Annotated in this window: 10 protein-coding genes; 7 read left to right on the top strand and 3 right to left on the bottom strand. The window is 43.1% G+C overall.

What is annotated here, in order from left to right; all coding sequences use genetic code 11:
• Positions 1-135 precede the first annotated feature (135 nt).
• Positions 136-483, top strand: a complete 348-nt coding sequence (locus tag N8A86_RS10770) for a tellurite resistance TerB family protein (protein WP_273565390.1) — start codon at positions 136-138, stop codon at positions 481-483.
• Positions 484-605: 122 nt separating this feature from the next.
• Here the strand turns inward: N8A86_RS10770 and N8A86_RS10765 are convergent, their stop codons facing one another.
• A complete protein-coding gene (locus tag N8A86_RS10765; RefSeq protein ID WP_273565389.1) occupies positions 606-1529 on the bottom strand; it encodes an aldo/keto reductase in 924 nt (307 codons plus the stop codon).
• 147 nt (positions 1530-1676) lie between these two features.
• On the opposite strand from N8A86_RS10765, the gene N8A86_RS10760 reads away from it, so the two are divergent.
• The 3 genes from N8A86_RS10760 (at position 1677) to N8A86_RS10750 (ending at position 5860) form a co-directional block, all read left to right on the top strand.
• Positions 1677-2966, top strand: coding sequence for a Gfo/Idh/MocA family protein (locus N8A86_RS10760; protein ID WP_273565388.1), 1290 nt, complete (start codon positions 1677-1679; stop codon positions 2964-2966).
• 210 nt (positions 2967-3176) lie between these two features.
• On the top strand, positions 3177-4475 hold the full coding sequence (locus N8A86_RS10755) for a serine hydrolase domain-containing protein (RefSeq protein ID WP_273565387.1): 1299 nt from the start codon (positions 3177-3179) through the stop codon (positions 4473-4475).
• Positions 4476-4534: 59 nt separating this feature from the next.
• On the top strand, positions 4535-5860 hold the full coding sequence (locus tag N8A86_RS10750; protein ID WP_273565386.1) for a TlpA disulfide reductase family protein: 1326 nt from the start codon (positions 4535-4537) through the stop codon (positions 5858-5860).
• Between the two features lie 124 nt (positions 5861-5984).
• Here the strand turns inward: N8A86_RS10750 and N8A86_RS10745 are convergent, their stop codons facing one another.
• Positions 5985-6644 (bottom strand): aspartate kinase, encoded by a 660-nt coding sequence (locus tag N8A86_RS10745; RefSeq protein WP_273565385.1) that lies wholly within the window; start codon positions 6642-6644, stop codon positions 5985-5987.
• 83 nt (positions 6645-6727) lie between these two features.
• On the bottom strand, positions 6728-7087 hold the full coding sequence (locus N8A86_RS10740) for a YraN family protein (RefSeq protein ID WP_273565384.1): 360 nt from the start codon (positions 7085-7087) through the stop codon (positions 6728-6730).
• Positions 7088-7281: 194 nt separating this feature from the next.
• On the opposite strand from N8A86_RS10740, the gene N8A86_RS10735 reads away from it, so the two are divergent.
• The 3 genes from N8A86_RS10735 (at position 7282) to metG (ending at position 12949) form a co-directional block, all read left to right on the top strand.
• Positions 7282-8817, top strand: a complete 1536-nt coding sequence (locus N8A86_RS10735) for a DUF1800 domain-containing protein (protein ID WP_273565383.1) — start codon at positions 7282-7284, stop codon at positions 8815-8817.
• An 11-nt stretch (positions 8818-8828) separates the two neighbouring features.
• The gene (locus N8A86_RS10730) at positions 8829-10535 is read left to right on the top strand and encodes a DUF1501 domain-containing protein (protein ID WP_273565382.1); all 1707 of its coding nucleotides are present in this window, start codon (positions 8829-8831) and stop codon (positions 10533-10535) included.
• A gap of 314 nt (positions 10536-10849) precedes the next feature.
• The gene (gene metG, locus N8A86_RS10725) at positions 10850-12949 is read left to right on the top strand and encodes a methionine--tRNA ligase (protein ID WP_273565381.1); all 2100 of its coding nucleotides are present in this window, start codon (positions 10850-10852) and stop codon (positions 12947-12949) included.
• The last annotated feature ends 2 nt before the right edge of the window (positions 12950-12951 follow it).

Here is a 12951-nt window from a genome sequence, read left to right as displayed (position 1 = left end):
CCAAACATCCACCCATTAGCCTTTTACGTTGATCAAAAAACTGTTAAAAACTTCTTAATAAATACTCACCGCAACGATTAAGTACAACCATATTTTTGTCTAACTTCGTCGCTTTCTAACCCACAATTAGAAATCATGGTACCAACCACAGAAGACTTTAACGTAGTTGAAAAGCTAGCTATTGTACGTGCTGTTGATTCTGTTATTCTTGCAGACGGCACTATTCATAAGGCAGAAATCAGCGCCCTGAACCGATTGATGCACCGCATCGATTTTGACAGCAACTTTATCTTACAGGCTCGTAACTTTTCCCGAGAACAAGTCCTAAGAATTCTTCGCGAAATGCCAAGGCCCAAAAAATTGGCTTTGATAGACATTTTAGAAGAAGTGGCCGTCTCAGATGGCTTTGTACATGAAAAGGAAACTACTCTGATGGAAACAATTTTTGATTCCATGGGGATTGGTGCCACCTCGAATTATTGATTAAAATAGACTTTCCAATTTTACCCTAACACTTTTTGAGTGTTTTTTAAGACCGATAGACAAAACTTCAACTTGCAAGTGACGCCCGCCTCAATCTTAAGAGTATTTTACCTAGGACCGAATCATAAAGATTTTAAAAAAGTCACCATTTTCTCCCTACCCTTGATATCGGGAAATGTACCGTAGCCTGCGCCCATATTGTCAATGGCATGTCTTGGTTTTGAAGTACCGGGAATTACGCAGGTCACCGTTTTATGGGATAGAATAAACTTTAGAAAATACTGCCCCCAAGAAGTAATATCATAGTCCGCGGCCCAATCTGGGAGTGCCTTTCCTTTTACCGTTCGAAAAAGCGTTCCACTTTCGAAGGGCTGGTTGATAATGACCGCCGTTTCATTCTTTTGGCAGGTATCGAACAGGGATTTTTCGGCATTTCGCGAGCGAATGGAATAATTGAACTGTACAAAATCGGGTTTTTCTTGACGGATAATCTTTTCTAGCGTCGCATGGGCCGAATCGACATAATGGGTAAGCCCCCAATAGGTAATCTTTCCCTCCTCTTTCCAAGCTTTCAGGGTTTTAACGTGGGTCTCCCAATCGACCAGATTATGGATCTGCATAAGATCCATGGTTTTTCGTCGCATTTTTTCAAAAGAACTGTTCATCTGATTGATGCCTGCCTGTTTGCCAGAAGTCCAGACCTTGGTGGCATAAAAGAAATCATTTTGGCTGGGGAGTGCTGCCGTCAACTGGCCCACCGTAGCCTCCGAACTGCCGTACATGGGCGAGGAGTCGATTACCACACCCCCAAGTCGATTCGTTTCGATAAGCACTTGTTTTAAAGTCTCCAACGTTGCTTGATTTCCCTTGGCATCAAAGGTCTGCCATGTGCCCAAACCGACCACCGGTATTTTTTGCCCTGTTGATGGTATCGCTCGCAATCGCATACTTTCTTGATTCTCAAAAGCAAATAAAGAAGGTGCCGTCAAAAGCCCCAGGCCCGCAGCACCGGAAACTTTTAAAAATTCATTTCGAGAATAATGCATCACGGTAATTACAAAAGTGATCTATGAATTTACGCATTTTTTAATAGCGATTTGTTAAGTGTTTGTGAAATGAGATTATGCTGTTGAACGCAACTAAGGTTTTGTCTTTTGGTTTCCCTATATTTAAGTGAACCAAAAACTAGGCATATGCAATCAAAAGACCAACCGCGTAGAGAATTTATAAAACAAACGGGCCTAGGGCTCTTAGGCCTTACCCTTTTACCCTCGGCATACGGCAAGTTCGCCGCAAGCGATCGCCTACAGGTGGCGCATATCGGTGTGGGCGGCATGGGAAACAACCATATGAAATGGTTCACCGGATTACCAGAGGTGGATGTCGTAGCCCTTTGTGATGTCGATGAAGGTCACCTGGCTAGCAGCCTAAAAACCATGGAGACCTTACAACCTGGAAAAAAGGTCAAAGGGTATGGTGATTTTAGACAAATCTTAGATCGTCAAGATATTGACGCCATTACCTGTGCCACACCCGACCATTGGCATGCCCAGATTGCGGCCATGGCTTTTCAGGCCGGAAAGGATGTATACGGTGAAAAACCACTTTCCTACGATGTCAAAGAGGGGCAAATGATGCTAAAACACTTGGAAAAGCACAACCGCATTTTTCAAATGGGCACCCAGATACATGCCACCGATAACTACCACCGTGTAGTGGAGATTATCAAGTCAGGGGCCATTGGCAACGTACATACGGTTCGCTTATGGAAAACAGGAGCTCCGCCTGATTTGGGCAACCCAAAACCTGTGGCCGTGCCCAAGGGGTTGAATTGGGACATGTGGCTGGGGCCGGCACCCTATGTAGATTATGTACCTGAGAAATGTCACTTTACGTACCGATATTTTTTAGATTACTCCGGAGGCTTCTTTGCGGATTTTTGGTGCCATATTGCCGATGTGGCTTTCTGGGCTATGGAACCCAAGGGCTTACGAAGTATTTCAGCGCGCGGGGAAGAAGCGGCAGGTATCGCCGACACTCCCAAATGGATCGATATCGATTATGAATTCGACGGGCTAAACCTCTATTGGACTACCGAACCGCCCAATGTACCGGGTGCGGCAGAGCGAGGTATTGGAGCTTATTTTGAAGGTGACAAGGGTACCTTGATTTGCGATTATAGCACCCGTGAAATTACCATCAATGGTGAAACGGTGACCGATATTCCCGAAACACCCCAAAGTATCTTACGCTCCCCGGGCCACCAACAGAATTTTGTAGATGCAGTAAAGTCACGGACCCAACCCGAATCAAATTTAGCCTATGCCCGTGAGATGACCCTACCCATGCATCTAGGCCTCATCTCGTACCGATTGAAAAGAAAACTTCAGTGGAACTCCAAGAAAGAAAGATTCATCGGAGATTCTGAGGCCAATGCACTATTATCGAGGAAGCCGCGTGCGAAATGGAGATTGACAAAGTAAAAGATTTTGTGTTTTTAAGTTACATAGTTGCGGCGGTATTTTAGAAAAACCTTTTTGAAGATAGTCTGTCACTATTTTATAGTTCATCAAAAGTTATTTCATTTTAATTTATGATTTAATAATGGCTCGATTAATATGAACACCATTTTTGAAAACAGTTTTCCGTATCTTCAAACCGCTCAATAACGGCCTTCAAAAAAATCATATCCAATGAAATACAAACTCATAGTTTTTCTATCACTGACAGTACTACTTTTCTCCACCTGCAAGGAAACTCCAAAGCAAGAATCTATCGTTGAAAACGAAGCAAAAATAATTACCGAAACTACAAAAACCAGTATCGATTCAACTCTAAATGCTTTCGTTGATTCTAAAAACATCGCAGGCGTCTCCGCCCTGATCTTTGAAAAAGGCCAAGAAGTATACTATAACGCTTTCGGGTATGCCGATCGCGAAGCCAGTAAAAAAATGGATCGCAATACCATTGTTCAGATCTATTCGATGACCAAACCTGTTACCGGTACAGCTTTGATGACCCTCTACGAAGCAGGGAAATTCGACCTCGACGACCCGCTTTCAAAATACGCTCCTGAGTTCGAAAACATGAAAGTGTACGTGGGTGAAGACGCACAGGGCAACCCCATCTTGGAAGATGTAAACCGTGAAATTACTATTCGTGACATTACCCGGCATACGGCAGGTTTTGGCAGTGGAGGCACTTCCGGTTTGGGAAAAATAGTTTCCGAAGTCGATGCCCTCAACCGTGAAAACACCTTGATGCAGATGGCTGAAATTATGGGCCAGACGCCTTTGACATTTCACCCAGGGGAGGAATGGCTGTATGGTTCTTCGGTGGATGTACAGGCTTTTTTAGTGGAGCGTATTTCAGGACAACCCTATAGTGATTATGTACGTGAGCATGTATTGGATCCGATGGGTATGGACAAGACCCGCTATTTTATTCCCGAAGAAGACCACGACCAGTTTGCAGCACTCTACCGAAGAACGGGAGAAGGACAATTGGAACGAGATACCATCACCTATGAAAATTATATCAAAAAATGGCCCTTGACCCGAGGTGGCTCGGGACTCACCTCGACCCTCGACGATTATATGAAATTTGCCCAAATGTTGGTCAATAAAGGTAGGTTGGACTCCGTCACGATCCTTAAACCCGAAACCGTAAAATTAATGGCCACCAACCAACTGGCCGACAGCGTGATCAAACGACACTTTCTACCCAGCAAAGGGCAAGTCGGTTTCGGTATCGATTTTGCCGTTCGCGTAGCGCCTCCTATCAATGCTGAAGAAAATATGGGCGTAGTCGGTGAGTTTTTTTGGGACGGAGCCGCAAGTACACTCTTTTGGGTAGACCCCGTAAACGATTTGACCGCCGTGCTATTCGTGCAACTATTCCCCTATGATGGTATCGGACTACACAAAAGCTTCCGTGATGCTGTGTACGGGAACTGGGCGAACGACCAAAACCTTACAACAAAGGGGCAATGAAGAACAAAAAATCAAATAGTAAGCCTCCATTTGTACCTATATTTAATTCAAATTCTGTTATGAAACAACTACTTTTTGTTTTGGTCCTGACCATGGCCTTTTCCGTACGTGCCCAATATACTATTTCGGGCACCTTTTCTCCCACCAAGGATTACACTTGGTTAATCGCATACGGGCTGCAGCCCGGCACCCAAGGATATGTAGCCGATACTGCTATAAATGACGGAAAGTTCAGCATGCAGATTCCCCCGAACGCACCTGCGGGAATGTATCGTCTGGTCTACGGCATACCACAAGAGGAGTTCTATTTTGATGTTCTATATAACGGAAAGGAAAATATTCAATTCAATTTCGATGCCCAAAAGGGAATTTCATTCGTTTCCTCGGAAGAGAACAAAATCTTCAACGCTTACTTCAGGGAAATTACCGGGGTCAAACAAGAATTTATGGACTTTTATGCCAGCGGGAAAACAGATACGGACAAGGAGGCCTATAAGAAACTAGGCGAAAAACTGGAAGATATACAGACCGCCTACGAGCAAAGCACCAAGAATATGATGGTGCACGACTTTGTAAAGGCCAACCGACCTTATATTCCTTCGGAGTATGAAACTACGGAAACCTATTGGCAACATAAGAAAGATCAGTTCTTTAAACATCTCGATGTTAAGAATCCAATATTACAGGCCTCGGGTTTTCTTACCGATAAATTGACCAACTATGTCTTCACCCCGATTAGCACAGAAAGAATCTCAAAGACAGAAACCGAAAAGACCTTACAAGAAAATATAAGGACCATACACGAAAAACTAAAAGACACGGGTTCCTCCTATCAGATGCATATTTTTCATAAAATATGGAATATCGCGAATGCAAGCGGTTTTAACGATACTGCCGATTTTGTCTTCACTACCTATTTAAAAAATCTTGCCCAAATCACGGACAATCAAAAAATCATTGCGGATATCGAAGTAAACAATCGCATACGTAATGGTGCAAAAGCTCCTGAAATCACTTGGAAAGATGGAAATACCACCAAAAAATTAAGCGAATGGGAAGACGCGGAGTGCTACGTCGTTATTTTTTGGAGCAGCACCTGTTCGCATTGCCTCAAAGAGCTTCCACCTTTGCATAAAAAATTGACGTCGAACGATGATGTTAAGGTTCTGGCCGTAGGATTGGAGGCCAATGAAGCAAACTGGAAAATCGAATCTGCAAAGTTGGATCATTTCGAACATGTCATCGCCCTGGGTAAATGGGAGAGCGAATATGCCAAGGCCTATGCCATTCAGCGTACACCCACCTATTTTATTTTGGACAAGGAGAAACGTATTATCGCTAACCCCCAAACCGATAAAGAAGTAGTGGATTTTTTGAATAATTAGACGCAATTACGAGGAGCAAGCGACGAAGTAATCTGTCTTTTCTATTATCGAAAAGACAATTGAATCCTCCGATAAAATTCAACAGATCGCTTCTCCCGATAAATCGAGATCGCGAATGCGTATATTAAAGCGTCTTTAAATCCTTAATGGTCTTGAAGGCAATATCGACCTGATTGTCATCGACCAGAATCGTAAACTCGTTAGTGGTTGAAATGACTTCGTACAATACAATACCTTCCCAAGCCAGACGTTGAAAAATGAAATAATAAATTCCGGGTACGGAAACATTCTCCGCAGGAAGTTTCACGGTGATAGACGATAATTCTTCAGCTTTTTGGGTGCATCGCTCATTTTCAAAAAGTGCTTCTACCGTGCGATCTAAAATGTTACTGACTACGATATTGAGTTCGTTCACACCACGTGAAGAGGTATAAAAAACATCTTTGTTCTTATTTACTTCTTTCAGCAGTTGCGTTTGGTTTTCCAAAATGGTATCGGAGACCAGAAAGGTAAAATCGGTAAGGGAAGAACGTACGGTAATTTCGCCAATATTTTTCAGAACCTTGATTATCTTATGGGTCGCACGAAATTCAAGATCGTCGGAGAGTCGTTTCAACGCCATAACGATAGCCCCGTTGCGAATATCCTTTCCCAATTCGTTTTCAATTTCGGGCTTTACAATGCGCGATAATGACGTAAGGTTGATGATGCCTTGTGCCAAAGCACTTTGCAGAAAGGGTTTCTTTTTAATGTACTGCTCGACGACAGAAGAAATAGTTTTCATATTTCACTGATTTGATTGGATGAATTCAAATCAAAAATAACAAAATGTTATAAATAAAACAAATCATTCCATTTAGAACATGTTCAAAAATGATAGAAGGCACTCTCTAAATGGTCTATTTTGAAGATTCTCTTGTTTTTTAGAATGGCGATGATATCAAAACGTACCTCAACATCCAAGTTTTGTCCGGTGACATAATGGTCGGCGCCCATGACCAGCAGTTTGATTTTCTTCGGGGTGATGGTATCCGCGATGTTTATAATTTGATCATTGCTCCTGGCCCGTACCTCAACGATGGCAAGCACATTTTCCTTTTGAGCGATGATATCGATTTCAGATTTCAGATAGCGGTAATTCCGGTATTTGATTTTATAACCTTTTTTTATTAAATAATCAACAGCAATCTGTTCGCCCTCCTTGCCAAACTCATTATGTTTTCCCATTACCAGTACTTGCTTTAGTGTATCAAAAACGTGTATTTCATCGAAAATATGCGTACTTGAACGGCATATTCTCTCGTAAGTTCATAAATTGGCAAACCATTCAACGAAAAAACTTGGATTAAGATACTATCCAAACCATTGAAGCGTTAAGAAACTGCCCCCTACGCACATGAACTGTTCTTAACCTTAAAACTATGGAATATTTCGTTAATTGTAATACCTCTACATTAGCGCCTTACACAACCCCTTTGGATAAATATAGGGCGGCGCATTTGTACAGAAGACTTGGCTTTAGTGCCTCTGTAAGCACCATCGACTCCGCAGAAAATGGACAAGCTGGTGCCTTAGTAGATGCGCTGATAAGTGAAGCTGTAGGGAAAGCCCCTTCTCCGGCACCTGCCTGGGCGAATTGGAACAACAGTAATTACCCCGCAGACGATGATGCGGCGAACCAGCTGAGGAACCAACAACGTGCAGAGTGGCAACTGACCTACGGCAACGACCTGTTCACCAATAATCTTAGAGATCGCTTGAGCTTTTTCTGGAGCAACCATTTTGTGACAGAACTGGATGTATATGAATGTAATGCATTTCTTTACAAATACATCAACTGTCTTCAGCGTAATGCCATTGCCAATTTTAAGACTTTCGTAAGTGAAATCGGTCTGACAGATGCCATGCTGTATTATTTAGATGGTGTTTTCAACAACGGCAACAATCCCAATGAAAATTATGCCCGTGAGCTCTATGAGCTTTTCACGTTAGGTGACGGTAACGGTTATGATGAGAATGATATCATCGAAACGGCCAAAGCCATTACCGGATATGTAGAACGCGGTGAACTAGGCTGTGAGGCCGTTACCTTTGACCCGACCAAACATGATACCGGCCCCAAGACGATATTCGGCCAGACCGGGAATTGGGGTTATGATGATGTTATCAATATACTTTTTGAGCAACGTGCTACTGAAATCGGAAGATTTATCTGTACCAAGTTCTATGAGTTCTTCGTACATCCCGATTCAAAACAGGAAGATATCAATGTCGGAGGCACCTATCCAACAGGACATCCACAGGCAATCATAAACGGATTGGCAGATACCTTTGTGGCCAATAATTTTGAAATCGCACCGGTATTATCCCAACTTTTTAAGAGCCAACACTTTTTTGATGATGAGGCTATTGGGGTCATTATTAAGAGTCCGTACGATATTTATTTCAACTTTCTCACGGAAACTAATTTCAGCTACAACAATACCACGATCGAAACTATGATCAATTACAGTGGTTTGTTGGGCCAAGAACTATTTGATCCTGTCGATGTGGCCGGTTGGCAAAGAGACCGCCAATGGATCAATACCAATTTTATAATTGGGCGTTGGTTGACGATGGTCACTCTTATTGATGGATTCTATGATTCCGATGACGAACAGTTTAGGGCCTTTGCACTGGCTGCCGTCGGTAGTGCTCAAATGAATACTAGTAACCCAGAAATAGTGGTACAGGCCATCGTGAATAAAATTACACCCAAAGGCATGTACACGCCACAAGAGTTCGAGAATTGTATGTCGGCCTTTAAGATAGAAGAGGTCCCTGAAATCTATTATTCTGATGATTATATACAGGATGGTACTAGCCAATGGATACTTGCAGTTAGCCAAGCCGTACCCATGCAGGTGAGAGAATTGTTAAAACATCTCTCAAGACAACCAGAATTTCAACTCAAATAAAACCTACGATTATGTGCAATAAACTCAACACCCCATATAAAGGCCTACAACATGATGGCCACGACGACGAACATAAAAACTGGAGCCGACGTTCCTTTTTACAGGCCTTGGGCATCGCCGGTTCTGGATCGATGATGCTGGGCAGTAATTTTTTGACTGCTTCAGCACCTTCTCCTTTAACTTCGGCCATTGCCGCCGCTGAAACTGACAATATTTTGATTCTCATTCGGCTATCAGGTGGTAATGACGGTCTAAGTACCGTTATACCTATAGAACAATATGACGCCTATGCCAACGCAAGGCCGAATATCTATATCCCCGAAAGTAAAGTCTTAAAATTGACGGATGAATTCGGTATCCCTTCCTATATGAATGCATTGCAGCCCATGTGGGCCGAGGGTAAGTTCAAAGCCGTTCACGGTGTAGGTTATCAAAATCAGAGTCTATCGCATTTTACGGGATCCGATATTTTCGCGAATACCGATTTACAGACGACTGGTTTTTCAGGACTTGATACCGGATGGATGGGGCGACACTTCGAACATCTGTATCCCGATTACCTATCTGATTTTCCGGGTAGTCGACCCGAAGGACCCGCTGCCATCCAAATAGGAAATTATGGTAGTTTGGTCTTCGAAGGCGAGGAAACCAATTATGCCTTCGTGACAAATAATGTAGAGCAGTTACAGCAAATTGCCGAAACAGGCTTTCCGTATTCGGTCGACGAAGTAGATGACACTTGTATGTATGGCGATCAAATCAAATATTTACGAGGCGTCTCGAACGTAACGAATGAGTATGCCGGTAAAATACATGCGGCATACATGCGAGGTTTAGAATTGCAATGTGGTGTTGAATATCAAGACAATAACTTCGCTAAGCAACTAGCGCTACTGGCGAATTTGATAAAAGGAAACTTAGGTACAAAGGTATACATGATTTCAATGGGTGGTTTCGATACGCATGGTAATCAGCCTTTGGCCCATGAAAGATTGATGAGCAATTTATCAATAGCGATTGACAATTTCTATGAAGATTTGGCATGTACCCAACAAGATGAAAAAGTTTTGAGTATGACTTTCTCCGAATTCGGTAGACGAATTTTTGAGAACGGTTCCAATGGCACGGATCATGGCAAGGCGGCCCCGACCCTGTTCTTCGGTTCGGGACTCAATGGGAGTGCATTTGTTGGCGAACATCCTACATTGGAAAATCCTGATGGACGCGGAAACCTTGAATTCACTATGGATTTTAGAGACCTCTATGCCACGGTCTTGGCCGAATGGTTGTGCGTCGATATTCCTTTGGTAGAACAGCATTTGTTGCAACATACATACGCACCGGTAAATCTCGGGTTCAATTGTAGTGGTGTCGATTTCCCGGATATTGCGTACAGCGATGGTGAACCTACCATACCATCACAAGAACCTACGGAGCCAACACCTGCATTGCTTGATGCCATCGTACACAAGCCATTTTATCCAACGGACAGTATGCCCCATATTTATCTTGAAATGGCTTTTACCGCACACGTCGATATCAAGTTGTTCAATATTCTAGGGCAACAGGTAGGCACCATCTTCAATGAGATGATGACCGAAGGTTCGACCGAAATCAATATTCGCGAACGTATGCCACAACATCTCGCGGCCGGTAAATATATTTATAGAATACAGGTGCAGGACCAGAAAATGAGTAAATCGGTTATGGTCGCTTAACAAGACCCCCACTATGTAACTTAACCTTCGGCGGTGTCTTCGGACACTCCGAGGGTTTTGTGTTTTAAGAGACTGTTTTGAAATGTGTGATTAGAATTATTATAGGTCATTTTTGATTCCATTTTAGACAAAATTTTATAGCATAGCCATAGCTACGGTATAAAATTTTGTCTAAAATGGCGCAAAAAGGGGCATAACAAAATAACCGACATATTTCAAAACAGTCTCTAAGTCCCGTTACGATTATATTCTTGGGGTTTTCTAGGTATTCCACTCGCAAAAATCTGTATTTTTGGGGCTTAATTTTATTCTCGATGCCTCAAGAAGCAAATCCGAAACGATACACGATTACTGCCGCTCTGCCCTATACCAATGGCCCCATTCATATTGGACATCTGGCGGGAGTTTATGTTCCTGCGGATATCTATGCACGATACTTGCGCCTGACCGGTAACGATATCGTCTTTGTCTGCGGAAGCGATGAGCATGGGGTCGCTATTTCTATGAAAGCCAAAAAGGAGGGCATTACCCCAAAAGAGGTCATCGACAAATATGACGGTATCATACGAAAGTCCTTTCAAGATTTCGGGATTACCTTTGACAATTATTCGCGTACCTCACGGGAAGTTCACCATAAAACCGCTTCTGATTTTTTCATAAAATTATATGACCAAGGTGATTTTATCGAAGAGACCACCGCACAGTTATATGACGAGGAAGCAAAACAATTTTTAGCGGACCGCTTTGTAGTAGGCACATGTCCGAAATGCGGTCACGAAGAAGCGTACGGCGATCAGTGTGAAAATTGTGGCTCATCACTGAATGCCACGGATCTTATCAATCCAAAATCGACCATTACTGGTAGTGTACCCACAACAAAAGAGACCAAGCATTGGTTTCTGCCTTTAGATCGGTACGAAGAATTTCTTAGGGAATGGATTCTAGAAGGACATAAAAACGATTGGAAACCCAACGTCTATGGCCAGTGCAAATCATGGATCGATGGCGGCCTCGAACCTCGTGCCGTAACACGTGATTTGGATTGGGGCATACCCGTTCCGGTGGAGGGCGGCGAAGGAAAAGTTTTGTACGTTTGGTTCGATGCGCCCATCGGATATATTTCGTCAACCAAAGAATGGGCCGAACGGGAAGGAAAGGATTGGGAACCCTATTGGAAAGATAAGGACACCAAACTGGTCCATTTTATCGGTAAGGACAATATCGTTTTCCATTGTATTATTTTCCCTGCGATTTTGAAGTCTCACGGAGATTTTATTCTTCCGGAAAACGTACCTGCCAATGAGTTTTTGAATTTGGAGGGAAACAAACTCTCTACCTCAAAAAACTGGGCGGTATGGTTGCATGAATATTTACAGGAATTCCCTGATATGCAGGATGTTCTTCGATACACATTGACCGCCAATGCACCCGAGACTAAGGACAATGATTTTACATGGAAGGACTTTCAGGCACGCAATAACAATGAACTCGTAGCGATTTTCGGGAACTTTATCAATCGGGTGGTCGTTTTGACCGATAAGTATTATGATGGAAAGGTGCCTATTCCTGGAAAATTTTCGGATGTCGACCAAGAGACGTTGGATCAATTACGAAAATACCCGGAAATTATCTCAAGTTCCATTGAACGGTATCGATTCAGGGAAGCTAGTCAAGAACTGATGAACTTGGCCCGTTTGGGAAATAAATATCTCGCCGACGAAGAACCTTGGAAGGTTATCAAAGAAGACGAAGAAAGAGTCAAGACCATCATGTTCGTCGCCCTTCAAATCGCAACCGCACTTGCCGTTTTGAGCGAACCGTTTTTGCCGTTTACCTCTGACAAGCTGAAAAAAATGCTTGCTGTCCGGTCGAGCGCAGTCGAGACCTCTTGGGAGAACGTATCGTCTAATGAACCCCTCCTCCCCTCCAGCCACCAAATCGGAAAGGCCGAACTCCTTTTCAGAAAAGTAGAGGATGAAGAAATTCAAGCCCAACTCGATAAGCTAGAAGCCACCAAAAAATCTAATACTTCGGCTGCGCTCGGCACAGGCGAGAACGAAAGCAAAACCCTTATGCCACAAAAAGATACGATTACTTACGAAGACTTTTCTAAACTCGACATGCGCGTCGGTACCATTTTAGAGGCCGAAAAAATGCCGAAAACAGATAAGTTGATGGTCATGAAAGTCGATACGGGACTGGATACCCGAACTATAGTTTCGGGCATCGCCGAACACTTTACAGCCGAAGAACTGATTGGTAGAAAAGTTACCGTACTTATCAATTTGGCCCCGAGAAAATTGCGCGGCACGGAAAGTCAGGGCATGATTTTATTGGCCGAAGGCGCAGATGGCAAATTGGTTTTTGTCAACCCTGATGAGGATAGTGTTGGGGATGGGGGGATAATCAGTTAATA

Origin of the sequence: Maribacter halichondriae (assembly GCF_027474825.1) — a bacterium.
Lineage (GTDB): Bacteria > Bacteroidota > Bacteroidia > Flavobacteriales > Flavobacteriaceae > Meishania > Meishania halichondriae.
Note: the sequence above shows the minus strand (reverse complement) of the source record. Positions and strands in the feature narration are given on the sequence as shown.